Genomic DNA, 25,782 nt, shown 5'->3' with positions numbered 1-25,782 from the left:
GAGTCGTCACTCCGTGATGGTGGGGGGCTCGCTCAAGAACGGGCGCAGCTCCAGCCACTCGTGGATCGGCTTCCCGCCTGCCCCGGGAGCGGCCGACAGTTCCCCGGCCAGCTCGACGGCCCGGTCGTAGCTGTCGACGTCGATCACCATCCAGCCGGCGATGAGATCCTTGGTCTCGGCGAAGGGGCCGTCGGTGACCGGCGGGCGGCCCTCGCCGTCGTACCGGACGAACGCCCCCTCCGGGGCGAGTGCCTGACCGTCGACGAACTCGCCGGTTGCCTCGAGTCGGGCCGCGAAGTCGCGCATGTACCGCATGTGGGCCGAGATCTCCGCCGGGGTCCACTGGTCCATCGGCACGTCGTTCACCCCGGCCGGGGCGCCCCGGTAGTGCTTGAGCAGCAGGTACTTGGCCATCGTGATGCTCCTTGGTGCTGACTGCGACCCATCGTGGTCACGTTCACTCCGGGGACGAAGCCGGTCAGCACTTCTCGACATGGCTGTCCGATTTTTTTCCTCCCGCAGGTTAACCTCGGGTGAATCGTCCACCGTTGGGGTACCTCGGGCGGGGCAAAACTTGATTCGTTCCAAAATAGTGAGCTAGTGTTCGTACCCGTGACGTCCGACTTCGAGGCGCAGCTGCGGGCTGCCTCGTTGCGCGTGACCCGGCCCCGATTGGCGGTGCTCGCGGCGCTGCGCGACCACCCGCACGTCGGCACCGACGCGGTGATCGCGCTGGTCCGCGCGGACCATCCCACGGTCTCCCACCAGGCGGTGTACGACGTGCTGCGCGTACTCACCGACGCCGGCCTGGTGCGGCGCATCCAGCCGGCCGGGGCAACCGCCCGCTACGAGTCCCGGGTCGCGGACAACCACCACCATGTCGTGTGCCGCTCCTGCGGCGCCATCGCCGACGTCGACTGCGTCGTCGGCCACGCCCCCTGTCTCACCGCCTCGGGCGACCACGGTTTCGTGGTCGACGAGGCGGAGGTCGTCTACTGGGGCACCTGCCCCGACTGCGCGACCGAACGCACGCCCCAGAGATCCGCAAGCTCGGAAGGAAGCACATGAGCGACACCCAGGACAACGGCCCCACCAGTGCGCAGGGCGTGGACCAGAAGGCAGCGGCCGGCTGCCCGGTCGCGCACGACTCGGTGACCGCGCACGGCAGCGAGAGTGAGAACCCGGCGATCGACTCGCCGACTCCGAAGACCGGCGGGCGTCCGCGCACCAACCGGGACTGGTGGCCCAACCAGCTCGACCTCTCGGTGCTGCACGCCCACTCGTCCAAGGGCAACCCGCTGGGCGAGAACTTCAGCTACGCCAAGGAGTTCGCCAAGCTCGACGTCGAGGCCCTCAAGCGCGACATCGTCGAGGTGCTCACCACCTCGCAGGACTGGTGGCCGGCCGACTTCGGCCACTACGGCGGCCTGATGATCCGGATGAGCTGGCACGCCGCCGGCACGTACCGCATCGAGGACGGTCGCGGCGGCGCCGGCGACGGTGGGCAGCGGTTCGCGCCGCTGAACAGTTGGCCGGACAACGCCAACCTGGACAAGGCCCGCCGGCTGCTCTGGCCGGTCAAGCAGAAGTACGGCCAGAAGATCTCCTGGGCCGACCTGCTCGTGCTCGCCGGCAACGTCGCCCTGGAGTCGATGGGCTTCAAGACCTTCGGCTTCGGCTTCGGTCGCGAGGACGTCTGGGAGCCCGAGGAGATCTTCTGGGGTCCGGAGGACACCTGGCTGGGCGACGAGCGCTACGCCTCCGAGAAGGAGATGACCGCCGGCGTCGGCTCGACCGAGATGGGGCTCATCTACGTCAACCCGGAGGGCCCGCGCGGTAACGCGGACCCGGCCGCGGCGGCGCACTTCATCCGCGAGACCTTCGGCCGGATGGCGATGAACGACGAGGAGACCGTCGCCCTCATCGCCGGTGGTCACACCTTCGGTAAGACCCACGGTGCCGGCGTCGCCGACAACCACGTGGGTCCGGAGCCCGAGGGCGCCCCGCTGGAGGCGCAGGGCCTGGGCTGGCTGAGCACCCACGGCAGCGGCAAGGGCGCCGACACGATCACCAGTGGTCTCGAGGTGACGTGGACCGACGTGCCGACGCAGTGGAGCAACCGGTTCTTCGAGATCCTCTTCGGCTACGAGTGGGAGCTCACCACCAGCCCCGGCGGCGCGAAGCAGTGGGTCGCCAAGGACGCCGAGGCGATCATCCCGGACCCCTTCGACCCGGCGAAGAAGCACAGGCCGACGATGCTCACGACCGACCTGTCGCTGCGCGTCGACCCGGCGTACGAGAAGATCTCCCGCCGCTTCCTGGAGAACCCCGACGAGTTCGCACTGGCCTTCGCCAAGGCGTGGTACAAGCTGCTGCACCGCGACATGGGCCCGATCGACCGCTTCCTCGGGCCGTGGGTGGCCGAGCCGCAACTGTGGCAGGACCCGGTGCCGGCCGTCGACCACGAGCTGGTGGGCGACGCCGACATCGCCGCCCTCAAGGCGAAGATCCTGGAGTCCGGTCTCACGATCGACCAGCTGGTCTCCACCGCCTGGGCCTCCGCCGCGAGCTTCCGGCACACCGACAAGCGCGGCGGCGCCAACGGGGCGCGCATCCGCCTGGAGCCGCAGCGCAGCTGGGAGGTCAACCAGCCCGAGCAGCTGGCCGCCGTCCTCACCACCCTTGAGGGCATTCAGCAGGAGTTCAACTCCGCTGGCAGGGCGACCATCTCGCTCGCCGACCTGATCGTGCTGGCCGGTTCGGCCGCCGTCGAGAAGGCGGCGCGGGACGCCGGCGTCGAGGTGACCGTGCCGTTCCGGCCGGGCCGCACCGACGCGACCCAGGAGCAGACCGACACCGACTCCTTCCGGGTCCTGGAGCCGCGCGCCGACGGTTTCCGCAACTACCTGCGCGCCGGCGAGAAGACCCAGCCGGAGGTGCTGCTCGTCGACCGTGCCTACATGCTCAACCTGACCGCGCCCGAGATGACCGTCCTCATCGGCGGCCTGCGCTCCCTCGGCGCCAACGTCGGCGGCAGCCGGCACGGTGTCCTCACCGACCGGCCGGGCGTGCTCACCAACGACTTCTTCGCCAACCTGCTCTCCCCGGGCACCCGGTGGAGCGCGTCGAAGTCCGACGAGCACGTGTACGAGATCCGCGACCTGGCCACCGATGAGGTGAAGTGGACCGCGACCGCGGTCGACCTCATCTTCGGGTCCAACTCGCAGCTGCGCGCCCTCGCCGAGGTCTACGCCAGCCAGGACGCCCGCGAGAAGTTCGTGGCCGACTTCGTGGCCGCCTGGACCAAGGTCATGGAGCTGGACCGGTTCGATCTCGCCTGACAGGTAGCACCGACGAGCCCCGGCCGATCCACCAGTGATCGACCGGGGCTCGTCGATCTCTGTGTGCCGTTCGACGCGGCACCAGCGCCGTCCACCTCGATGTCACTCCGGTGCCATTCCCTTTGCGACGAATCCCATGGATGATTTTTCTGTCTCATTGATCAGCTGGCGGACGGGCCCATCCATGGCAAGGTGTTGACCCTGCCCGGGCGGCGGGCGCGGACCTAGTCACGCAGGGAGTCAACGTGGCCCATCCCGACCTGCAGGCCGAGGACATGGACCAGCACGCCGGAAGCCCTGCGATACCCCGGCAGCGGACGGTCCCCGCCCGGGAGCCCCGAGCCGGCGTCGCCAACACCGGCATCGCCTGGCGTCCGCTGCGGATCGCGATGATCGGCCAGAAGGGGATGCCGGCGACCTACGGCGGGATCGAACGGCACGTGGAGGAGATGGCCAGCCGGCTCGCCAGCTACGGGCACGAGGTCACCGTCTACTGCCGCCGGAGCTACGGCGAGACACCCGCCGACGGCTACCGGGGCGTACGGCTGCGCCAGACCCACACGATCGCGAGCAAGCACCTCGACGCCATCGTGCACGCGGCGACCTCGACCATGGCGGCGATGGCCGCGCGGCCCGACATCGTGCACTACCACGGGCTCGGGCCGGCCTTGGTCGCCCCGCTCCCGCGTGCCCTGTCCCGGGCGCGGGTGGTGCTGACCGTGCACGGGTTGGACAACCAGCGGGGCAAGTGGGGGCTCGCCGCGCGGGCGGTGCTGGGCAGCGCCCACTGGTTCAGCGGATACGTGCCGCACCAGCGGGTGGCGGTCTCCCAGGGGCTCGCCGCCCACTACGGCGCCCGGTTCGGCCGCCCGACGACCTACATCCCGAACGGCGTGAACCCGGCCCGACCCGCGCGGACCCGTCAGATCGAGGACCGGTTCGGGCTGACCCCCGGCGGCTACCTGCTGCTGGTCGGTCGGCTGGTTCCGGAGAAGGCGGCCGACCTGCTGATCCGGGCCTTCCGCCGGACCGAGACCCCGATGCGCCTGGCGATCGTCGGCGGGTCGTCGTTCACCGACGACTTCGTGGACCGGCTACGCCGGGAAGCCGGGGCGGACGACCGGATCGTCTTCACCGGGTTCGCCTACGGCGACCTGCTCGCCGAGCTGTACGCCGGCGCCGCGGGCTTCGTCCAACCGTCCCGGTTGGAGGGACTGCCGTTGACGTTGCTGGAGGCGGCCGCGTACGGGCTGCCGGTGGTCGCCAGCGACATCGCGCCGCACGTCGAGGTGCTGAAGTCCGACGCCGCCGGAGGGCGGTTGTTCCGCGACGGCGACGAGGACGACCTGGTCCGGGCGCTGACATCGCTGCTCGCCGACCTGCCGGCTGAACGGGCCGGCGCCGTGGCGCTGGGCGAGCGGATCACCGGAAGATACAGCTGGGACACCGCCGCCCGCGAGTTGGAGCGGCTCTATCTCCACCTGGCCCCGGAGCCGGGCGGGCGGGCCAGGGGCACGAGCCGCGGAAGCCGTTGACCGACCATGCGGCGTTCGCCGGGGGAGCGTCGGATCAGCCCCGCGGAGGACGGAGCATTCGGTGCAACGGCCCCTTCTGCCGTCGAGGTGACAGGGCTAGATTGAACCGATCTTGTGCCGGGAGGACATCGGTTGGCCGCGCCCGGCAGCGGCCGGGCAGCGCCGATTCAGTTCAGTGGGATCAGTGGAACAACAGACGCAGCAGGTCACTCCGCCCCTGACCAGGCGGCTCGACCCGACCCGCCTCCTCACCGGCGGCGCGGCGCTGGCCGCCGCGGTCGTGGCGGTGGTCGCCGGTGTCTCCATGGCGGCCGGTGACCGTAGGGCCATGGTGCTGCCGCTCGCGGCGGTCGCGGGGATCGCGGTGGCCGTCCTCGCGCTGACCCGGTTCGCCGGGTACGTGCTGCTGATGCTCGCGGTGCGCTCCTGCGTCGACCTGTTCAAGCTGACCGGTCCGAGCGCCGGCCAGGCCGACTCCGCCGGAACGGCCCGGGCGGTGGACCCCTCCACCCTGCTCGCGGTGCTGTTCCTCCTCGCCGCCGGGCTCTGGCTGGCCGCGCAGCTCCGCCGGCACGGGCGGCTGCGCGGCTCCCCGCTGAGCTGGGCCATGCTGCTCGTCGGCGCCAGCAGCGTGGTCAGCGCCCTCGGCGCCAGCCGGCCGGCGAACAGCCTGTTGGAGGCGTTGCGGATCCTCACCGTGGTGGTGATGTTCGTGGTGCTGGAACAGCTCATGCCGGACACCGTGGCGATCCGTCGGGTCCTGCTCGCCTGCTACGCCTCGCTGGTGCTGGCGCTGGGCTACACCGTCGTCCTGTCGCTGCTCGGCAACCCGCCGGCCGAGGTGAAGGGCGACTTCACCCGGATCAGCGGCACGTTCAGCCAGTCGACCACGTTCGGCCGCTACCTGATGTTCATGGTGATCTTCGGGTTCGCGGTGTACCGCTTCCTGGATCGTCGACTGCGGGCGTCGCTCGGGGTGCTGCTCGCGCTCTCGCTGCTGTTCCTGCTGCTCACCAACACCCGCAGCGCCCTGCTCGGCGCGGCGATCGGCCTGGTGGTGGTCGCGGCGCTGCACCGCAGCAAGCGGATGCTGGTCACCCTCTGCCTGGTGGCGGTCGCCGGGGTGGCCCTGGTACCCGCCGTCGGGGAGCGGTTCGCCCAACTCGGCACGTCGCGCGCGGTCGGCGGAGACCCGACCGGAAACACCCTGGCCTGGCGGATCGGCTACTGGACCGAGATCGTCACGCTCGCCGACCGGAACCCGGTGACCGGTATCGGGCCGAACATGACCCAGCGCGAGACCGACGAGGCGAAGAAGCCGCACAACGACTTCCTGCGGGCGTACGTGGAGACCGGGCTGCTCGGTCTCGGGGCGTACCTGCTGATGCTGTTCGCATTCCTGCGTACCGCGCGGAGGGCGCTGCGGCGGGCGCCCCCGGGCAGCTTCGAGCGGGGCGTCGCCGTCGGGTTCACCGGCTGCGTCGCCGCGTTCGTGGCGGTCAGCGCCGCCTCCAACGTCATCTCCAACGTGGTCACCCTCTGGTACTTCGTCGCGTTCGCCGCGGCGGCCAGCGTGATCGCCCGCCAACCGGCTCCGACCCTGACCGGCGAGCAGCCACGAGGCACGTCCGTCCCGGTATGACTGAACGACAGCATTGGGGAAAAAGTGGAGATCGTCGACTACCTGCGGGTCGCCCGGCGGCGCCTCTGGGTACTCGTGGGGGTGCCGGTGCTCGCCACCGGCGCCGCGGCCGCCATCGTCCTGCTCGCGCCACAGCAGTTCAGCGGGACCGCGTACGTGGCGGCGCCGGCGCTGGTGGGCGGCGCGGCCGGGACGCAGTACACCGGTACGCAGGCGGCGAACCAGTTCGTCGCGGCGTTCGGCGCGGCGGTCACCTCGCCCCGGGTCCTCGCCGACGTGGCCGGTGACACCGGGGTGGCGCCGGAGCGGCTGCGCGACGGGCTGGCCATCACCCAGGTCGGCGCGAGCAGCCAGTTGGAGGTGACGTACACCGCCGGTGACCGGGCGAAGGTGGCGCCGGTGCTGACCGCCACCACCACCCGGGCGTTGGCCTTCCTCTTCTCCTCCCAGGTCGGCATCGCCACCGGCGAGGTCGAGGCGGCCAACGCCGACGTCACCGCGGCGACCAGGGCGATCGGCGCGTGGGAGAAGGCGAACAAGGTCTCGCAGCCGGACCGGATCTACCAGGCGACGCTGGGCGAGCTGACCAGCCTGCGCCAGCAGCAGCTCTCCCTGCAGGCGGTCGGCAACAGCCGGGGTGTCGCCGCGGCGACCGCCGCGATCACCGCCGCCCAGAAGAAGCTCGACGAGCTGGGGCCGAAGCTCCCCGACTACCAGGCCCTGCTCGCCCAGCGGGACGCGGCGACCAACGCCCTGTCCCAGGCGCGAGAGGGATTGCAGGCGGCGCGGGCGCAGGCCCAGGCCGCCGATCCGAAGCAGGTGACCAGCATCGGCGAGGCGCACGAGGTGAGCCGGATGACGGAGCTGGTGCGCACCGCCCTGCCGGTGGGCGGTGCGGGTCTGCTGCTCGGGGTGCTGCTGGTGGGCGTACTCGAACTGCTCTCCCGGGGTCGTGCCGCTGCCCGGCCGGTGGCCCCGGCGGCGACCACCGCGGCCCCCTCGGCGCCGGCGGAGACCGTGACCGCGGCACGGCCGTGACCGTCGGAGAACGGGCCGCCGGGTGCGCGGGGTGACCGGCCAGCCGCCGGCCGCGCCGGAGGCCGGCGACCAGCAGGTACGCGGCATGGCCCGCGGCGGTGTGCTGAACCTGGGCAGCGCCGTGCTCAGCCAGGTGGCGCTCTTCCTGGTCATGCTGTTGCTGGCCCGGGTCCTGGGTGTACGCGAACTCGGCCGGTACGCCCAGGTCTACGCCGTGCTGTCGTTGCTGGGGCTGCTCTCGCTCTCCGGCTTTCGGGCCGGGCTGACCCGGTTCGTGGCGGTGCACCTCGCCGACGACGAGCCGGCCGCCCTCCGGGGCGCGATCCGGCTCGGGATCGGTATCTCGGCCGTGGCGTCCACAGTGATCGCCGTCGGTCTGGCGGTCGGCGCGCCGTGGCTCGCGCACGCCCTGCACGACCCGCAGCTCACCACCGGGCTGCGGTTGGCGGCGCTGTGTCTGCCCGCCGCCACCGTCTGCGAGGCCGCGCTGGCGGCCACCCGGGGGTGGCGCACGCAACGGGCCTACGCGCTCATCGGCCAGGTCTACGAGCCGGCCGCCCGGCTGGTGCTCACCGCGCTGGCGCTCGTCCTGGGGGCGGGCCTGACCGGCGCGTTCTGGGCACTGGTGGCGGCGAGCTGGAGCGCGGCCGGGTTCGCCCTCGTGGCGCTCGCCCGGATGGTGCGCCGGGTGCCCGCCGCCCGGCCCGCGTACCGGCCGGGCGAGCTGTTCCGGTTCTCCACCGTCAGCTGGGTCTCCTCGCTGTCGTCCACCGGGCTGATCTGGGTGGACGCGTTGCTGCTCGGCTTCTTCGACTACGGTCCCGACGCGATCGGCGTCTACCACGTGGCGACCCGGCTGGTCACGATCGCGGTGTTCGTGCTGGCGCCGGTCAACGCCTCGTTCGGTCCGCACCTGGCGCACCTCTACCACCAGGGCCGGCTGGACGAGGTACGCCGGATCTACCGGGTCGCCACCGGTTGGGTGCTCCGGCTGTCGCTGCCGGCCTTCGTGGCGTTGCTGGTCTTCCCGGAGCAGCTGCTGCGCCTGGTCGGCGGCCCCGGTCTGGCCGGCGGCGCGGCGGTGACGGTCGTGCTGGCGCTCGGCCAGCTCGTCAACGCCGCGACGGGGCCCTGCGGAACGCTGCTGAACATGTCCGGCCGGGTCTCGGTCAACATGGTGGACAACCTCGCGGCCCTGCTGCTCAACGTCCTGCTCAACCTCTGGCTCATCCCGGCGTACGGCATTCTCGGCGCGGCGGTGGCCTGGGCGGTGTCGTTGGCGGCGGTGAACGTCGCCCGGGTCTGGCAGGTGCGCGCCCAGGTGCACACCGTGCCGGTGACGGCGGGCATGGTCAAGGGCCTGGTCGCCGCGCTGGTCGCGATGGGCGTCGGGTTCGGTGTGCGCTGGCTGGTCGGGGGCCCGGCCGCGCAGCTCGTGGTCGGTCTGGCCGCGATCGTGGCGGTGTACCTCGCCGCGGTGCTCGCCCTCGGGCTCAGTCGGGAGGACGTCATGGTGCTGCGCTCGGTGACCCGCCGAGGTGGTCGACGCGCCGCCGACGATGGCAGCGCCGGTGTCGTCGTGGGCAGCGGGGTGCGCTCGTGACCGGCGGCGCGCGGCGTCAGGTCACCGACCGCCTGCGCCGGGGGGTACGCGCGGCGCGGGCGTGGGGGCGCGCGGCGGCGCCGGGCGACCCTGGACCGTTGCCCGACTTCCTGGTGATCGGCGGGCAGCGCTGCGGCACCACCTCGCTCTACCACCATCTCGCCGCGCATCCGCAGGTCCGGGCGGCCAGCGGCAAGGAGTTGCAGTACTTCAGCGTCCACCATGGTCGGGGGGTGCGGTGGTACCGGGGGCATTTCCCGCACCTCGCTCCCGGTGAGCGTACGTTCGAGGCGAGCCCCTACTACCTGTTCCACCCGAGCGTGCCGGCCCGGGTGGCGGGGACCCTGCCGCAGGCGCGCTTCGTCGCACTGCTGCGTGACCCGGTGCAGCGGGCGTACTCGCACTACCTGCACACCCGCTCGTACGGCGTCGAGCCGCTCTCCTTCGCCGACGCGCTGGACGCGGAGGAGGAGCGGCTGGCGCGGGCGACCCGGGGCGGCCCGGACAGCCCTGCCGCGCACCGGGCGTTGCGTAATTATTCGTACGCGGCCCGGGGTCGCTACGCCGAGCAGTTGGACCGGTGGTTCGCGCAGGTCCCGCGGGAGCGGATCCACGTCGCCCGGACCGAAGACCTGCACACCGACCCGGCCGGCACGTACGCCGACGTGCTGAGCTTCCTCGGCCTGCCGGCCTTCACCCCCGAGGCGTTCACCCGGCACACCCGTCGCGTCGAGCACGGCGTCTCGGAGCTGACCCCGGCTCTGCGCGAGCGTCTCGGCGCGTACTTCGCGCCGCACAACGCCCGCCTGACCGCCCTGCTCGACTGGCCCGAACCCTGGCCCGGCTAGCGCCGGTCGGCGGCGGTCACCGTCGGTCTCGGCACATCGACACGCGGCCAGCGAGCGCACGCCGGAGGTCAGCGCTAGCGGACGGTGGCGAGGATCCGGTCCACCGGCTGGTCGGCGCGGAGCAGGACGGGGACGTCGGTCACGGTGGTGCCGCCCGCGGACGCGCCCAGTGGGGAACCCACCGCCCCGGTGCGTCCGCCCGGTGTCGCCGGCACGGTCACCGGCGTGTTCGACGCCGACCAGAGCACCAACGTGCTCTGTCCACCACGGACGAACGCGACCCCGTTCAGCCGGCCGGCCACCGAGGCGGGCAGCGGGGTGACGGTGGCGTCCCGGGCCGCGTCGGCCAGGGCGGCCAGCATCCGGCCGGCCTCGCGTTCGGTGCCGTCCGGGTCGAGCAGGCCGTAGCGGACCTCGCTGCCGGCCGCGTTGTTCGGGTTGTACGCCAGCGGCAACCAACTGATCCCACCGATCCCACCGGCGGCCAGCAGGGTGACCGTCTTGACCATCTCCGCCGCCCGGCTGGCCGGGTCGCCGTCGGCGTCGCGCCAGAACTGCCCGACCTCCCACGCCTGGATCGGCGTACCCGGCGGTGTGGTGGCGCGCAGGTAGTCCAGCAGCGGCGTCACCCCGCTGAAGTGCTCGTAGAAGTGCACCTGCCGGACGTCGACGGTGCGATCGGTCAGCAACGACTCGGTGATCGCCAGGAAACGCAGGCTGCGACTGTTGGTCTCGGTGCCGAGCGCCCGGCGCAGTTGCGCCTCCCCGGTCACCACCGGGATCTGCTGCCCCCGGGTGCCGATTCGGCGTTGGAAGTACGCCTGGTAGGCGGCGAGGGCATCGGGCACCCGACCGGCGCGCACCAGCCGGTCGGCGACACCCATCCCGTACGCGACGCTGCTGATGCCGGAGTCGACCACCCGCGCCTTCGGGTCGGTCGCGCGGATCGTCTCGGCGGCGGCCCGGACCAGCCGCGCGTACTCCTCGGGGCTGCCGGCCCAGTAGCTCGGCGCGTTGACCTCGTTCTCGATGGCGTACTCCCGCACCCCGTACGGGCCGTAGCGCTGCACCACCGAGCGGACGAACCGCTGGTACGCGCCGAGGTCGGTGGGCATCGCCGACTCGGTCTTGTTCGCCGTGCCCCGGGTGTAGCGGGCGGTGCCACCGGTCGCCCAGCACACACCGGTGCGGATCTTCAGGTGCAGGGTGATGCCCAGCTCCCGGCTGCGCGAGGCGATCTCGTCCAGCCCGGCCCAGTCAACCTGCCCCGGGGTCCGTTCGATCTCGCACCAGGAGATCTCCTCGTACGTCGCCGAACCGGCGAGCCGGCGCAGGTACGGGCCGAACTGCTGGTACCGCGACCAGTCCCAGTGCGCGCCGAACGGGTTGCTCACCCCGTCGACGGTGCTGGTGGCTTCGGGTGCCGCCGTCGCGGAGGGGGTGGCGGCCGGTGGCGGATCGTCGCCGTCGGTGCAGCCGGCGGTGAGCAGGAGCGTGGTGGCGACGGCGGTGGCGACGACGCGCAGCCGGCCCGGGCGGGTCACCGGTAGCCCAGCGCGCGCAGGGTCGGACCGGAGAAGACCCAGACCAGCAGGCGGAGGAACGGGTCGAGCTCGCGGCGGTAGCTGCCCACCCGGGAGCCGTAGATCGGCGCGGTGACGCTCGCCGCCGCCCGTCGCCGCTCCGCCTCGGTGGTGTACTTCTGCGCCACGTCGTGCTGCTTGCTGTCGTAGTCGAGGATGCCGTCCTCCCACGGCTCGCCGAGGAACCCGAAGAGGCCCCGCATCGTCTTCTCCGGCTCGCTGACCGCCTGCTCGTACCGCAGCTCGTAGTAGCGGTCCGCGGGCAGGGTGGCGCCGACCGCCCGCGCGGCGCGGATGTAGCGCGGCCACTTCACCACGCACTTCACCGCGGACCAGTAGCCGAACCGTTTGCGGTGCGACACCACCACGTCGCGTCCGTCCCGGATGAGGTGCACGATCTGGGCGTCCGGGAAGACCTCGGTGACGAAGTCGAGCGACATCGCGTACAGCGGGGTCTTGTCGGCCCACCGGGTCTTGCCCCGCGCGGCGGCGTAGTCGGCGTGCACGCCGCCGAAGAAGTCCCGGATCCGGCGCAGCCAGTCCTCACGCGGAAAACCGAACCGGGCCAGTCGTTCCCAGTCCCGGCCGACGATCCGTCGCAGGTCCGGCAGGAACCGGGTCTCCGGGCCGCAGCTGATCCGCGAGTGCGAGTCCAGGACGAGGCGCACCATCGTGGTGCCCGACCGCTGGCACCCGACCAGGAAGATCGGCGCGGTACGGGTTCCGGTGTCAGCCACGGTCGACCGCCTTCGTCGTCTCGGATCGGGCGTCGGCCGCGGCGCGGTTGAGCCGGTCGGTCAGCTCGTCGCAGCGGGCCCGGACGCGCGGGTCGATCGGTAGTCGCCGGTGGCCCGCCGCGCCGGGCGACTGGCGCGGGGCGATGTGCGCGTGCAGCCGGGGATGGTAGGGGAAGTCGAGGAAGGCGCAGAGCCGCCGGACCTGTGCGGCGGGCTGCGCGACGAGGCTGTCGTAGTGGCAGAGCAGCACGTCGGCCCGTCGGTCCAGGCCGAGCTGGAAGACGAGCGAGTTGCGGACGTACCAGAACAGCGCCGCGCCGCTGTGCGGATCCAACCGCTGCGGTTCGTGGGCCCGGATCAGCTCGACGGTGTCGGCATTGAGCCGCTGCCCCTGCCACCGTCGGCCGATGCTGCCGTCGGCGATCGCCCGCAGGGCCCGCAGGTTGGCGTCCCCGAACTTGGCGACCTCGGAGCGGGCCCGGTCGTCGACGTCGCGGTAGACCCAGAGCGCCCGCCCGGGCGTCAGCCCCGGCAGGGCCAGCAACTCGTCCACGCGGTGGCTCTCGCAGAGCGGCTTGACCAGGACGTACGCATGCCGGCTGCGGTGCAGGGCGGCGGTCAGCACCGCATCCGGGCGCAGTTGGAAGCGGTGGAAGAGGGTCCGGTCGTTCTCGTTGCGGACCTCGACCTCGGGGGCGGCGTCCAGGCCCCGGACCAGCATGTTCGTGCCGGAGCGTTGCAGGCCGACCAGGTAGACGGGCATCGCCGAGCCGGGTGTGCGGCCGGCCCGCCGTCGCCACCGCCGCTTCGCCAGGGCCGTGCCGATCCGGTCGACCGGGTTGAGGCGGTCCTCCTCGATCAGCCGTCCGATCCCCTCGGTACGCGCCCAGCGCAGATGCCGCCGGACCCGCCGCGCGGTGTACGCCAGCGCGGAGACCTCGTCGTCGGCTGCCACGGGTCCTCCTCGTCGGGCACCGGCCCGGCCCGACACCAGAGCGGGTGCGACCGGCGGCAGCCAGGCTATCGGGAGATCATGGCGGGAGGCCAGGCTGCGGACCGCACGGGCACACGAAGATCACCCGTTCAGCCACATGCCAAACGTGAGCTGGACTCGTCGACCCGCCCTGCATACCGTGGGCCCTGGCCGGGGCGGGCAGACCCCGGTCATCACCTCCGGGCCCGGTTCGCCCGATCGACGTGAGCAGGGCGAGTCGATGCGCGTGCTGCATGTGAACAAGTTCCTCTACCGCCGTGGCGGCGCCGAGGGGTATCTGCTCGACCTCGCCGACCTGCAACGGGCCGCGGGCGACACGGTCGCCTACTTCGGCATGAGCCACCCGGAGAACGCGTCGCCGCTGCCGTACGCCGCGCGATTCCCGTCCGAAGTGGAGCTGGAGCCGGCGCCCAGCGGGGTGCGGCCCCGCGCGGTGGCCGTTGGCCGGATGCTGTGGTCACCGACGAGCCGCCGCGGGCTGGCCCGGGTGATCGAGGATTTTCGGCCGGACGTGCTGCACCTGCACAACATCTACCACCAGCTCTCCCCGTCGGTGCTCGCCGCGGCCCGCGCCGCCGGGGTGCCGTGCGTGCTGACCATGCACGACTACAAGCTCGCCTGCCCGAGCTACCAGCTGCTGGACCGGGGCCGCCCCTGCCAGGCGTGCGTCACCGGCGGCCCGTTGCAGGCGGCCCGTCGCCGCTGCAAGGACGGATCGCTGTCCCGCAGTGGACTGCTCGCGGTCGAGTCCTGGTTGCACCGGCGGCTCGACGCGTACGACCCGGTGCAGCTCTTCGTCAGCCCGAGTGGGTTCCTGGCCGACGTGATGCGCCGGGCGGGCGTCTACCCGGACCGGTTGCGGGTGGTCAACCACTTCGTCGACCTGACCGGCGTAGCGGCCAAGCAGACGCCCGGCGGCGGTGTCGTCTTCGCCGGCCGGCTGGCACCGGAGAAGGGTGTCGATGTGCTGATCGAGGCGGCCGCCGGGCTGCCGGTCGGGGTCAGCGTGGACATTGCCGGAGACGGCCCGGCCCGCCCGGAGCTGGAGGCGCTGGCCGCGCGGCGGGTGCCCGGCCGGGTCCGGTTCCACGGCCGTCTCGACAAGCCGCGCCTGCACGAGCTGATCCGGTCGGCGGCGGTGGTCGCCGTCCCGTCCCGGTGGCACGAGAACCAACCGATGGCGGTCCTGGAGGCGTTCGCCTGCGGGGTGCCGGTGGTCGCCACCGACCTGGGTGGGCTTCCCGAGCTGGTCGAGCCCGAGGTGGATGGCCGCGTCGTCGCCGCCGACGCGCCCACCGCCCTCGGCGACGCGCTCAACGACCTGCTGGCCGACCCGGAGCGGGCGTACCGGATGGGTCGGGCCGGCCGGGCGAAGATCGCCGCCCGGTTCGCGCCGGACCGGCACCTGGACCGGATCCGTGGGCTGTACGCCGAGGCCGCCGAGGCGCTGCCGTCGCGCCGGCCGGCCGGCCGGACCGCCGCCGGTGGGGGAGCGGCCCGGTGAGCCCGGTGCGGGTGCTCTACCTCGCCGGCAGCGGTCGCAGTGGCAGCACGCTGGTGACCACTGTGCTGGGCCAGGTGCCCGGCTTCTTCGCGGCGGGCGAGCTGCGGTACCTGTGGCGGCGCGGCATCCTGGAGAACCGGCCCTGCGGCTGTGGCGCACCGGTGGCCGACTGCCCCCTCTGGACCCGGGTGCGCGCCGACCTGACCGACGCCGACCCGGCCGGGATCGCCGCCGGGTTGGCCCAGCGGCTGCGGCTGCGCGGGCTGCCCGCGCTGCTGCGCCGCCAGCGTCGGGGGCAGCCGCCGGTCGCGGGCCACCCCGACGACGCGCAGCTGGCCCGGCTGTACGCCTCGATCGCCGCACACGCCCTGGCCGGCCGGCCGGACGGTGTCATCGTCGACTCCTCCAAGCTGCCCCCGTACGGCGCCCTGCTCGGCAACCTGCCCGGCATCGACCTGTACGTCCTGCACGTGGTGCGCGACCCCCGCGCCACCGCGTACTCCTGGCGTCGCCGACGCCCGCTGGACGGGCGCGCCGACGACCAGCTGATGAGCCGACCACCCGTCGGCAAGGCCGCGCTGCTCTGGCTGGTCTGGAACACCGCCACCGTACGACTGTGGGGCGACCGCCGCCGTGCGCCCGGCCGCTACCTGCGGGTGCGGTACGAGGACTTCGTGGCCGACCCGGCCGGCACCACCGCTCGGATCGCCGGCTTCGTCGGCGTGATCCCCGACGAGCTTCCGTTCCCGACACCGGCCACGGTACGGCTCGCCCCCACCCACTCGGTGGCCGGCAATCCGTCGCGGCACCGCACCGGGCTGGTCGACGTGGTCGCCGACACCGAGTGGCTGACCGGGCTGTCCACCCGCGCGTACGCCGTGGTGACCGGGCTGACCGCCGTGGCCCTGACCCGGTTCGGCTATCCGTTGCGCCGCCCGGCGGCCACCTCCGCCGCCGCCCGCCTCGCCGTGGACCCGGCCGTCTCCCCGTCCCCCGCCACCCGGCAGGAAGGCTGAACGATGCTCTCACTGGTGGTGGGCACCGGTCGCTGCGGTTCGACCCTGGTCCAGGAGTTGCTCTCCCGGCATCCCGCGGTCGGCTTCGTCTCCGGCCTGGACGACAAACTCGCCCGGCTCAACCCCAAGGGCAGGTTCAACGGCGCGCTCTACCGGCGCTCGGCGCCGCGCCCGGCGGGGATGACCTCGCTGCGACACAGTCGACGGATGCTGGAGCGGGGCCGGCTCCGGGTGGCGCCGTCGGAGGCGTACCACCTGCTCGACCGGCAGGTGCTCGCCGGCTTCTCCCGACCGTGCCGGGACCTGGTGGCCGAGGACCTGACGCCGTTCGTGGCCCGGCGGCTGCGGGCCTTCTTCGATGAGCGGATCGCGCGGCAGGGCTGTCAGCAGTTGGTGCAGCACGTCACCGGGTGGCCCCGGACCGGCCTGCTGCACGCCGCGTACCCGCAGCTGCGGGTGGTCAACGTGGTGCGTGACGGCCGGGCGGTGGCCAACTCGTGGCTTCAGATGGGCTGGTGGGACGGGTGGCGTGGGCCGGACAACTGGATCTACGGCCCGCTCCCGTCGGACCTGCGTGAGGAGTGGGTCGAGTCCGGTCGCTCCTTCCAGGTGCTCGCCGCGCTGGGCTGGAAGATGCTGATGGACGCCTTCGGGCAGGCCCGGCTGCGTCACCCGGACGACCAGTGGCTGGACGTGCGCTACGAGGACCTGGTGGAGCAGCCCCGCGAGCAGGTCGGCCGGATGCTCGACTTCCTCGGCCTGAGCTGGTCGGCCCCCTTCGAGAAGGGCTTCTCCCGGTACGACTTCACGGTGGGCCGGGCGGAGGCGTACCGGGACGAACTCAGCCCGACGCAGCTCGCCGCGATCGAACGGGTGCTGGAGAAGTCGCTGGCCGAGTGGGGCTACCCGGTCTAGGGACTTCTTGCCGGCACGACCGTGCCGTTGCGCGCGGCGGCGGTGCTATCGACGGACGTCACGAGTGGCGGCTAATCTTTGGCCTCCACATCATCGATGTAAGGAGATGCGATGGCGCGCCGCACTGGCCGACCCTCCTACCTGTTGGACAAGGCCGACGGGCGTCAAGGCCGCACAGCGCGCTTCGCGGCCGTCGCGGGCGTGATCGCACTGGTCACCGCGTTGCTGGGTGGGCTGGTCGGCTACCAGTTGGGCCGTCCGGACGCCACCGAGGCGACCATCGCGAGCATCAAGCAGGACGAGGCGAAGCGGGACGCCCAGCAGATCGTGGAGCTGATCGAGACGGCCCGACGCGTCCGCGACCAGGTCGCGCCGGTCCTGGCCGCCATCAAGACGGAGGCGACCGCCGGACGTGCGCCGGACGCGGCGAAGGCGCGCCAGTGGCAGGAGGTCATGCGCCAGGCGGCCGAGCCGTTCGCCGACCCGCCGTCGGGGACCACCGCCACCAACGTGGCGCGCGGAGGTTTGCGCGGAGCGGTCCAGCAGGCGTCGCTGGCCGTTGACGCCTACGCGCTGGCCGCCGGGGTTCCGGCCGCGCAACGTGGGGCCCTGTTGGACGTGACCGCGCGGCAGGCGGCCGAGGCCGCCACGATCTGGTCGGTCGCGGCGACCCAGCTCGACCAGATCAGCATCGATGCTGGCCAGGGCCACCAACACGTGTTCCTGGACACAGACCCCCACGAAGGGGCCCTCACCCCGGACGGGGCGGCCGAGGGAACCGGTGGCTGAGGCACGTTGCTGCCTGAGTGTCGGGTTTGCCGGCGGCGGTCGGCGTGCCGCGTCCGCCGAGCGATCGCAACGTGATCTGGGGCCGGCGTGCCGGATCGGGTACGGTCGCTTATCGCAAAGTCTATAAACCAGATTGGCTTTCTGTGCAATGGAAGCCGAATCGGAGGGACACAGCCGTGAGGTTCCCAAGCGCCGTCCGTCAGGCCGGCCTCGTCGTGGCCGTCGCCGCCCTCGCGTTGACCGCGGGTTGCGCGAAGAAGGACGACAGTGAGGTCCAGGCCAGCGGCGTCAAGCTGGTCGCGGCGGGCAAGCTGACCGTCTGCACCCACCTGCCGTACCCGCCGTTCCAGTCCAAGGACGCCAGCGGCAAGGTGACCGGCTTCGACGTCGAGATCATGGACCTGGTCGCCAAGGAACTCGGCGTCGAGCAGACGATCATCGACACCCCGTTCGAGGGGATCAAGTCGGGTCAGGACCTCAACACCGGCAAGTGCGACGCGGCCGCCGCCGGCATGACCATCACCGAGGAGCGGCGGAAGGTGATCGACTTCTCCGATCCCTACTTCGACGCCACCCAGGCGATGCTGGTGAAGACCGGCAAGACGTACAAGTCGCTCGACGACCTCAAGGGCAAGAAGCTCGGCGTCCAGGCAGCCACCACGGGCCGTGACTACGCCAAGAAGCTCGAGACGGAGAAGGGCCTGAAGCTCGTCGAGTTCGAGGACCTCGCCGCCCTCCAGCAGGCCGTCGCCAACGGCCAGGTCGAGGCCGCCATCAACGACCTGCCGGTCTGGACCGAGTACCTGAAGAAGAACCCGGGCGGGTTCGAGGTTGCCGCCGAGTTCGACACCGGCGAGCAGTACGGCTTCCCGGTGAAGAAGGACGCCAACCCGGAGCTGCTCAAGAAGATCAACGAGGTGCTGGCCAAGGCCAAGCAGGACGGCACCTACAACACGATCTACGAGAAGTGGATCGGCAAGCGGCCGAGCGCCTGAGCAGCATCGCGTAGTACCGGAGGGCGCGCGTCCCGCGCGCCCTCCGTGTCGGTAACCTCCGGGAAGGCAACGAGCGAACGTGAAGCTGCGACGCCGCCAGCGGGAGCGGCTGTCCCTCGGGCTCCAGTACCTGGTCTTCATCGCCATCATCGCCACGGTGCTCGTCGCCGCGGACTGGGACAGGCTGGCCGACGCGTTCTTCCGCGTCGACATCATCAAGTCGATGTTCCCGACGATCATCACCGTCGCGCTGCGCAACACCGTCCTCTACACGCTGGGCGCGTTCGCCTTCGGCCTGGTGTTCGGCACCATCCTGGCGCTGATGCGGCTGTCCCGGGTGGCGCCGTACCGCTGGGTGGCGACGGCGTACATCGAGTTGTTCCGGGGTCTGCCCGCGCTGCTGGTGCTCTTCCTCGTCGGGTACGGCATCCCGATCGCCTTCCCGGAGCGCGAGATTCCGGGCGGGGTGTTCGGTTCGATCGCGATCGGCCTCGGGTTGACCGCCGCGGCGTATATGGCGGAGACGATCCGGGCCGGCATCCAGGCCGTGCCGAAGGGGCAGATGGAGGCGGCGCGGACCCTCGGCATGTCGCACTTCACCGCCATGCGCACCATCGTCATCCCGCAGGCGTTCCGGATCGTGATCCCGCCGCTGACCAACGAGCTCATCCTCCTCACCAAGGACTCGTCGCTGGCGTACGTGCTCGGCGTGACGGCGCAGACCATCGAGATCACCAAGTTCGGTCGGGACATGCTCAACGACCGGGTGAACGCCACCCCGCTGCTGGTGGCCGGCCTCGCCTACCTGGTGATCACCCTGCCACTGTCGCAGGTGGTACGACGCCTCGAACTCCGCTACGCCAAGGCTCGGTGACCCCCATGACGACCACCCCATCCCGCCCCGCCGTGGAGATCCGCGACCTGCACAAGTCCTTCGGGCCGCTCGAGGTGCTCAAGGGCATCGACTTCGAGGTGGGCCAGGGCGAGGTGGTCTGCGTCATCGGGCCGTCCGGCTCGGGCAAGTCGACCCTGCTGCGCTGCGTCGATCTGCTGGAGGAGCCGACATCCGGCAAGATCTGGGTGAACGGGGTCGAGATGACCGACCCGGACGTCGAGATCGACGCGGTCCGTCGTGGCATCGGCATGGTCTTCCAGTCGTTCAACCTGTTTCCGCACCTGACCGTTCTGAACAACCTCACCATCGCCCAGCGCCGGGTACTCCGGCGGGGTCGGGCCGAGGCCGAGCGGATCGCCCGGGCCAACCTGGAGCGGGTCGGGCTGACCGACAAGGCCGACGCCTTCCCGGCGCAGCTCTCCGGTGGCCAGCAGCAGCGGGCGGCGATCGCCCGGTCGCTGTCGATGGAGCCGAAGCTGATGCTCTTCGACGAGCCGACCTCCGCGCTCGACCCGGAACTCGTCGGCGACGTGCTCACCGTCATGCGCAAGCTGGCCGAGGACGGCATGACGATGATGGTGGTCACCCACGAGATGGCGTTCGCCCGCGACGTCGCCGACCGGGTCGTCTTCATGGACGGTGGCGTGGTGGTCGAGCAGGGCCCGCCGCAGGAGGTGCTCGGCGCGCCGAAGCACGAACGGACCCGCGCGTTCCTCTCCCGGGTCCTCGACCCGACCCACGTCGCGCAGCTCGGTCAACCCGACCAGTCGCCCGCGCCGCCCGGCGTGCCCGACTAGCCGCTCGTACGGGCGCACGACGCGCGACCTTCCCAACCGACGGTTGACGAATGGCAGGTGTCGACGCAGGGACACCTCGACCTTGAGGTACCTGGCGGCCTTCACCGTGCGTTCGGTCGGTCTGCCAGGTCGATCTGCCGAGGAGCGGGATACCTCAGAGGTATGAATATGCCTCTGAGGTATACCGCTCAAAGCCGCATCCGCCCTGACGAAGGTGCCGGCCCAGCCACACTCCGCCGGTGCCACAGGTCGGCGTCCGCGGCCAGAGGTGGCGAGCCTCGCAGCGCGCTCCACACAATGCCCACGCCACGGCCGAGACGTCGACGTCGGTGTAGCCGCGCCCCCGGCCCTGCGTGTCAGCTTCATGTCAATCGACGGACGTCGTGATGTCAAGGCAATCTTTTTGCAATCAGAGCTGTACTTTCGTCGATGGATTACATAAGTTGCTGTCATCCATCGAAAGTTCTGAGTCTTCCGAGCAAAGCCCGCGACGAGCCTCACCCTCAGTCGTGCCACCGCCCGAGCTCGGCGGTCAATGCACCCTGCCCTCGTCGCGTCTTCGCCCGGTCGGGAACGGAGACCCATGGACGATCACGCTGGTGGCCCTCACCGCCACCTGTCCCGCAGATCGCTGATCGCCACCGGCGCGCTCGCCGCCGGGGCGTTGGGCGCAGCCGCGCCAGCGATCGGCACCGCGTTCGGAGGCAGCCCCGCCCGGGCCGCCGCCGGTGTCACCAAAAAGATCACCATCTACGCCGAACAGTTGCCCGGCAACCTGTTCGGGTACGGCCTGGCGCCCGGTCAGGCCACCGTTCCGGGCCCGATCCTGGAGATGTACGAGGGTGACACCCTGGAGATCACCCTGGTCAACACCACCACCCAGCGGCTGTCCATCCATCCGCACGGGGTGGACTACAGCACCGAATCCGACGGCAGCCCGTTCAACGCCTCATTCAACAATCCCGGCGAGACGCGGACGTACGTCTGGCGCTCCCACGAGATGGTGGCCGCGGCGGGCCGGCGGTACATGCCGGGCAGCGCCGGCTACTGGCACTACCACGATCACGCGATGGGCACCGACCACGGCACCGGCGGTGTCGCGAAGGGACTGTACGGGGCGCTGATCGTCCGGCGCCGTGGCGACATCCTGCCGTCGAAGCAGTTCACGGCCGTGTTCCACGACATGATGATCAACAACAAGATGGCTCCGGCGACCCCGATGTTCGAGGCGAACCTGGGCGAGCGCGTCGAGTGGATCGCCATCGGCCACGGCAACCTGTTCCACACCTTCCACCTGCACGCGCACCGCTGGGCGGACAACCGCACCGGCATGTTGGAGGGACCGAGCGACCCGAGCCTGGTGGTCGACAACAAGGACCTCAATCCCGGCAGCTCGTTCGGTTTCCAGGTGCTGGCCGGGGAGGGCGTCGGACCCGGCGCATGGATGTACCACTGCCACGTGCAGACGCACTCCGACGGCGGCATGGCCGGGATCTTCCTGGTGCGCAATGCCGACGGCAGCATGCCGCCGGGCGCCGAGGAGGCGATCCACCGGTTCCAGGGCCACACCCACACGCACGGAAGCTGACCGAACCGAAAGTGGGGACGGGCATGACCCGAAAATTACGACGAACCCTCGCCGCGGTAGCGGCCTTAGCGACACTGCTCCCGGCGACGACGGCGGCTGCGGCCGCACCCCGAACGGCGGCTGCCCCGCAGGCGGCGCAGCCGCAGCAGGCCGCGGTCCTGGTGTTCCACGGCCCGGTGGCCGAGCAGCAGGACCCGGTTTCTCGCGCGGTGGACACCATCAAACAGCTTGGTGCCGTTCATGACATCGATGTCACGGCCACCACGGACCCGGGTGCCTTCACCGCGGCCGGGCTGTCCGCGTACCGCAGCGTGGTCTTTCTGTCCGCGACGGGCGCCGCGCTGAACCGCGACCAGGAGTCGGCGCTGCAGAGCTACGTCAAGGCCGGCGGCGGTTTCGTCGGCATCGCCGACGCCGCCCGCGCCCAGGTCGACTCCACCTGGTTCACCGGGCTGATCGGCACCCGCCCGGCCGGCGCCATCCCGGTGGCCGAGCCGGTGGCCCGGGTGACCGCCAGCGGCGAGAACCCGCCCAACGAGACCAAGGAGAAGCTGACCGACGGCGACGCCAACACGAAATGGCTCGTCCGCACCCCGACCGCGTGGGTGGCGTACGAGTTGAGCGCACCGAAGAAGATCACCGGGTACGCGCTCACGTCGGCCAACGACTCCGCCGGTCGGGACCCGAAGGACTGGACCCTGCAGGGCTCCACCGACGGTCAGAGCTGGACCGACCTGGACCGGCGCACCGGGCAGACCTTCCCGGACCGGTACCAGACCCGCCGGTTCGACATCGCCGCGCCACAGGAGTTCACGCGCTACCGGCTCAACGTCACCGCCAACAGCGGTGAGCCGCTGGTCCAGCTCGCGGACCTGCGTCTCTTCACCGGCAGCACCACCGCCCCGGAGCCGCCCGCGGTGAACCGCGCGGTGGTGAACATCCTGGACCGCAAGCACCCGGCCAGCGCGTCGCTGCCGATGACCATCACCCGGTCCGACCGCTGGGAGAACTGGGACCCGAACCCGATCGGCACCGTGCACACGCTCGCCCAGGTCGAGGAGCGGCACTACAACCCGGGGGCGGCCGCCAACGGCGCCTTCCACCCGGTGTCCTGGTGCCGGGACTACGACGGCGGCCGGTCGTTCTACACCGGCATGGGCCACACCGAGGGCAGCTACGGTGAGGAGGCGTTCCGCACGCACCTCGCCGGGGCCCTCAACTGGACCACCGGTCGGGTACGCGGCGACTGCCAGGCCACCATCGCCGCGAACTACAAGGTGGAGCGACTCACCGCCGCCAACCAGACCGGGCAGCTGGACCAGATCGGCGAGCCGCACGGTCTCACCATCGCGCCGGACGGCACGGTCTTCTACGTCGGCAAGGCGGCCTGCCCGAGCGGCCCGATCGCGGACTGGAACAACCCGAAGGTCGGCCTGGGCTGCGGCACCATCCACTCCTGGGACCCGCGCACCAAGCAGGTCAAGCTGCTCACCACCCTGGAGGTGATGGGCAACCGGGGCAGCGGCTCCGAGTTGGTCAAGAACGAGGAGGGTCTGCTCGGCATCGTGCCCGACCCCGCGTTCGCCGACAACGGCTGGCTCTACGTCTACTGGATGCCGCACGACTCGGTCGACCGGGTGAAGCGGGTCGGTCAGCGGACCGTCTCGCGGTTCACCTACGACCGTCAGGCGCAGACCATCGACCAGACCACCCGCAAGGACCTGTTGCAGTTCCCCGTACAGATCCACAGCTGCTGCCACGCCGGCGGCGGCATGGCGTTCGACGCCAAGGGCAACCTCTACGTCGGCTCCGGCGACAACAACTCCTCCGAGGGGTCGCAGGGCTACGCCGGTAACAACTGGACCCAGGAGTACCAGGGGATCTCGTTCCAGGACGCCCGCCGCACGTCGGGTAACACCAACGACCTCGCCGGCAAGATCATCCGGATCCACCCGGAGCCGGACGGCACGTACACCATCCCGGAGGGCAACCTGTTCCCACCGGGCACCGAGAAGACCCGGCCGGAGATCTACGTGATGGGCGTCCGCAACATCGCCCGCCTCCAGATCGACCCGGTGCACCAGTGGCTGACCGCCGGCTGGGTCGGCCCGGACGCCTCGTCGCCCAGCCCCACCCTGGGCCCGGCGAAGTACGAGACGGCCACCATCATCACCTCCGCCGGCAACCAGGGCTGGCCGTACTGCATGGGCAACCGGCAGCCGTACCGCGACCGCAGCAACACCGACGCGACAGTGCTGACCGGCTGGTACGACTGCGACAACCTGACGAACACCTCGCCGCGCAACACCGGACTGGTGGACATCCCGGCGGCCCGGGACAACATGATCTGGTATTCGCCCGACGGCGGCGGCCCGGTGTTCCCGAAGCGGACCGACGGCAGCGGCCTGCCGACCTACGTGGCGGCCGACGCCACCTACACCCAGCCGTACCTGCGCGGCGGCGGGCAGGCCATCATGTCCGGCCCGACGTACCACCGGAGCCTCGTCGACACCACCAGCGGGGTGGCGTGGCCGGAGCACTGGGACGGCAAGTGGTTCATCGGCGACCAGTCGAACGCCGCCAACCGGGTGGCGGTCACCGTCGACCCGGCCGGCGTGCCGCAGGCCGCCCCACCGGTGTACGCCGAGTCGCTGCGGGCCATCATCCCGGGTGGCAACGGCGACACCCGGTTGCAGAGCTGGATGGACGCGAAGTTCGGCCCGGACGGCGCGCTCTACCTGCTCGACTACGGCGGCGGCTTCTTCAGCCTGCACGCGAACCAGAAGCTGATCCGGATCACCTACACCGGCGGGGCGCCCACCCCGGTGCCGGCGGCGACCTCGACCGCCGTGCAGAACAAGCCGCTGACCATCGCCTTCACCGGTTCCCGCTCGGGCGGCGTCAGCCACCGCTGGGAGTTCGGTGATGGCGCCACCTCCACCGAGGCGGACCCCCGGCACACGTACGCCGCAGTCGGCACCTACACCGCGAAGCTCACCGTCACGTACGCCGACGGTGAGACGACGACGGTGCAGAGCACGGTGACGGTGGGCTGCACGGTGCCCGACGACCGGCCGACGGTGTGGCTCGGCGACACGGACACCGGGGTGCCCAGTCGCACGGTCGGGCAGGGTTGCACGGCCAACGACCTGATCGACGACGAGAGCACCTGGGCCGACCACAACGGTTTCGTCCGGCACGTCACCGCGGTGGCCCGCGCGTTGCAGGACGACGACCTGCTCAGCACCCGCGAAGCGGGCACCCTCACCCGCCTGGCCGCCGCGTCCGAGATCGGTCGGGACGGCCACACCGGCTACGAGCCGCTCTTCGACGGCACCGCGGAGTCGCTGCGCGGTTGGCAGCAGGCGCCGTCGGGATCGTTCGGCATTCAGCCGGACGGGTCCCTGCGCTCCAGCGGTGGCCTGGGCATGCTCTGGCACACCAAGGAGTTCGGCGACTTCTCGCTGAAGTTGCAGTTCCGGGACATCGCGCCGGGCACCGGCCGGGCCAACACCGGAGTCTTCACCCGGTTCCCGGACCCGCGCATCCCGCTCGACCAGCGCCCACCGGACAGCTGCGGCACGGTCGGGTCGGCGCGGACCTCGCAGGCGTGGGTGGCGATCTACTGCGGACACGAGATCCAGATCTACGACGGCGACACCGGTGAGCCGCAGAAGACCGGCTCGGTCTACAACTTCGACCCGGTGCCGCTGGCCCAGGCCGGCGTGACGCCGAAGAAGGAGTGGAACGACTACGAGATCCGCGTCGTCGGGCAGCACTACACGATGATCCGTAACGGTGTGGTGATCAACGAGTTCGACAACACGCCCGGCAAGCAGTCGTCGCGTGCCGGCGACCCGCCGACCGATCTGCGGCAGTTCCTGCGCGGCTTCATCGGTCTGCAGAACCACGGTGACAACGACCTGACCGAGTTCCGCAACGTCCGCGCGCGGGAACTCTAG

General features: G+C 71.4%; 20 protein-coding genes. 16 read left to right on the top strand and 4 right to left on the bottom strand.

The window, feature by feature from the left end; translation table 11 throughout:
- Positions 1–6: 6 nt before the first annotated feature.
- The gene (locus tag AC5L30_RS21315; RefSeq protein ID WP_494869353.1) at positions 7–414 is read right to left on the bottom strand and encodes a YciI family protein; all 408 of its coding nucleotides are present in this window, start codon (positions 412–414) and stop codon (positions 7–9) included.
- A 198-nt stretch (positions 415–612) separates the two neighbouring features.
- Between AC5L30_RS21315 and AC5L30_RS21310 the strand changes: the two genes are divergently transcribed.
- The 7 genes from AC5L30_RS21310 (at position 613) to AC5L30_RS21280 (ending at position 10,007) form a co-directional block, all read left to right on the top strand.
- Positions 613–1,068, top strand: coding sequence for a Fur family transcriptional regulator (locus AC5L30_RS21310; protein ID WP_494869351.1), 456 nt, complete (start codon positions 613–615; stop codon positions 1,066–1,068).
- The gene (gene katG / locus AC5L30_RS21305) at positions 1,065–3,341 is read left to right on the top strand and encodes a catalase/peroxidase HPI (protein ID WP_494869350.1); all 2,277 of its coding nucleotides are present in this window, start codon (positions 1,065–1,067) and stop codon (positions 3,339–3,341) included. The genes AC5L30_RS21310 and katG overlap by 4 nt, the downstream gene beginning before the upstream one ends.
- Before the next feature lie 245 nt (positions 3,342–3,586).
- Positions 3,587–4,876 (top strand): glycosyltransferase family 4 protein, encoded by a 1,290-nt coding sequence (locus AC5L30_RS21300; protein ID WP_494869349.1) that lies wholly within the window; start codon positions 3,587–3,589, stop codon positions 4,874–4,876.
- A 184-nt stretch (positions 4,877–5,060) separates the two neighbouring features.
- Positions 5,061–6,518, top strand: coding sequence for an O-antigen ligase family protein (locus AC5L30_RS21295; protein ID WP_494869348.1), 1,458 nt, complete (start codon positions 5,061–5,063; stop codon positions 6,516–6,518).
- A gap of 24 nt (positions 6,519–6,542) precedes the next feature.
- Complete coding sequence (locus tag AC5L30_RS21290) at positions 6,543–7,556, top strand: Wzz/FepE/Etk N-terminal domain-containing protein (RefSeq protein WP_494869347.1); 1,014 nt, start codon at positions 6,543–6,545, stop codon at positions 7,554–7,556.
- Between the two features lie 31 nt (positions 7,557–7,587).
- Entirely contained in the window at positions 7,588–9,159 is a 1,572-nt protein-coding gene (locus tag AC5L30_RS21285) for a flippase (RefSeq protein ID WP_494869346.1), read from the top strand.
- On the top strand, positions 9,156–10,007 hold the full coding sequence (locus AC5L30_RS21280) for a sulfotransferase family protein (RefSeq protein ID WP_494869345.1): 852 nt from the start codon (positions 9,156–9,158) through the stop codon (positions 10,005–10,007). Before AC5L30_RS21285 ends, AC5L30_RS21280 begins: the two co-directional genes overlap by 4 nt.
- A gap of 74 nt (positions 10,008–10,081) precedes the next feature.
- Here the strand turns inward: AC5L30_RS21280 and AC5L30_RS21275 are convergent, their stop codons facing one another.
- Genes AC5L30_RS21275 through AC5L30_RS21265 form a run of 3 tightly spaced genes read right to left on the bottom strand, consistent with a single transcriptional unit; the run spans position 10,082 to position 13,282 of the window.
- Positions 10,082–11,551: a hypothetical protein gene (locus AC5L30_RS21275; RefSeq protein ID WP_494869344.1), complete on the bottom strand. Its 1,470-nt coding sequence runs from the start codon at positions 11,549–11,551 to the stop codon at positions 10,082–10,084.
- Positions 11,548–12,327 (bottom strand): sulfotransferase family protein, encoded by a 780-nt coding sequence (locus AC5L30_RS21270; protein WP_494869343.1) that lies wholly within the window; start codon positions 12,325–12,327, stop codon positions 11,548–11,550. Before AC5L30_RS21270 ends, AC5L30_RS21275 begins: the two co-directional genes overlap by 4 nt.
- Positions 12,320–13,282 carry a sulfotransferase family protein gene (locus AC5L30_RS21265; RefSeq protein ID WP_494869342.1) on the bottom strand — a complete coding sequence of 321 codons (963 nt, stop codon included), beginning with the start codon at positions 13,280–13,282 and terminating at the stop codon, positions 12,320–12,322. The genes AC5L30_RS21270 and AC5L30_RS21265 overlap by 8 nt, the downstream gene beginning before the upstream one ends.
- Positions 13,283–13,541: 259 nt before the next feature.
- Here AC5L30_RS21265 and AC5L30_RS21260 point away from each other — a divergent pair, with 259 nt between their 5' ends.
- From AC5L30_RS21260 to AC5L30_RS21220, 9 genes are all read left to right on the top strand, one after another.
- Positions 13,542–14,825, top strand: coding sequence for a glycosyltransferase (locus tag AC5L30_RS21260; RefSeq protein ID WP_494869341.1), 1,284 nt, complete (start codon positions 13,542–13,544; stop codon positions 14,823–14,825).
- Positions 14,822–15,841 carry a sulfotransferase family protein gene (locus AC5L30_RS21255; RefSeq protein WP_494869340.1) on the top strand — a complete coding sequence of 340 codons (1,020 nt, stop codon included), beginning with the start codon at positions 14,822–14,824 and terminating at the stop codon, positions 15,839–15,841. Before AC5L30_RS21260 ends, AC5L30_RS21255 begins: the two co-directional genes overlap by 4 nt.
- A 3-nt stretch (positions 15,842–15,844) precedes the next feature.
- Positions 15,845–16,756: a sulfotransferase family protein gene (locus tag AC5L30_RS21250; protein ID WP_494869339.1), complete on the top strand. Its 912-nt coding sequence runs from the start codon at positions 15,845–15,847 to the stop codon at positions 16,754–16,756.
- Between the two features lie 111 nt (positions 16,757–16,867).
- Positions 16,868–17,545: a hypothetical protein gene (locus AC5L30_RS21245; RefSeq protein ID WP_494869338.1), complete on the top strand. Its 678-nt coding sequence runs from the start codon at positions 16,868–16,870 to the stop codon at positions 17,543–17,545.
- 176 nt (positions 17,546–17,721) lie between these two features.
- Positions 17,722–18,540, top strand: a complete 819-nt coding sequence (locus tag AC5L30_RS21240) for a basic amino acid ABC transporter substrate-binding protein (protein ID WP_494869336.1) — start codon at positions 17,722–17,724, stop codon at positions 18,538–18,540.
- A 79-nt stretch (positions 18,541–18,619) separates the two neighbouring features.
- The gene (locus AC5L30_RS21235) at positions 18,620–19,414 is read left to right on the top strand and encodes an amino acid ABC transporter permease (protein WP_030490316.1); all 795 of its coding nucleotides are present in this window, start codon (positions 18,620–18,622) and stop codon (positions 19,412–19,414) included.
- A gap of 5 nt (positions 19,415–19,419) precedes the next feature.
- Positions 19,420–20,232, top strand: a complete 813-nt coding sequence (locus tag AC5L30_RS21230) for an amino acid ABC transporter ATP-binding protein (RefSeq protein WP_494869334.1) — start codon at positions 19,420–19,422, stop codon at positions 20,230–20,232.
- A gap of 583 nt (positions 20,233–20,815) precedes the next feature.
- Positions 20,816–21,820, top strand: a complete 1,005-nt coding sequence (locus tag AC5L30_RS21225) for a multicopper oxidase domain-containing protein (protein ID WP_494869332.1) — start codon at positions 20,816–20,818, stop codon at positions 21,818–21,820.
- Between the two features lie 23 nt (positions 21,821–21,843).
- Positions 21,844–25,782, top strand: a complete 3,939-nt coding sequence (locus tag AC5L30_RS21220) for a ThuA domain-containing protein (protein WP_494869331.1) — start codon at positions 21,844–21,846, stop codon at positions 25,780–25,782.

This window comes from Micromonospora sp. BQ32, from assembly GCF_059358895.1.
This window is presented reverse-complemented; position numbering and strand designations above follow the sequence as displayed.

Coding starts and splice junctions, on each gene's coding strand:
- AC5L30_RS21315 (WP_494869353.1), bottom strand. CDS start 414: ATGGCCAAGTACCTGCTGCTCAAGCACTACCGGGGCGCCCCGGCCGGG.
- katG (WP_494869350.1), top strand. CDS start 1,065: ATGAGCGACACCCAGGACAACGGCCCCACCAGTGCGCAGGGCGTGGAC.
- AC5L30_RS21260 (WP_494869341.1), top strand. CDS start 13,542: ATGCGCGTGCTGCATGTGAACAAGTTCCTCTACCGCCGTGGCGGCGCC.
- AC5L30_RS21250 (WP_494869339.1), top strand. CDS start 15,845: ATGCTCTCACTGGTGGTGGGCACCGGTCGCTGCGGTTCGACCCTGGTC.
- AC5L30_RS21245 (WP_494869338.1), top strand. CDS start 16,868: ATGGCGCGCCGCACTGGCCGACCCTCCTACCTGTTGGACAAGGCCGAC.
- AC5L30_RS21230 (WP_494869334.1), top strand. CDS start 19,420: ATGACGACCACCCCATCCCGCCCCGCCGTGGAGATCCGCGACCTGCAC.
- AC5L30_RS21225 (WP_494869332.1), top strand. CDS start 20,816: ATGGACGATCACGCTGGTGGCCCTCACCGCCACCTGTCCCGCAGATCG.
- AC5L30_RS21220 (WP_494869331.1), top strand. CDS start 21,844: ATGACCCGAAAATTACGACGAACCCTCGCCGCGGTAGCGGCCTTAGCG.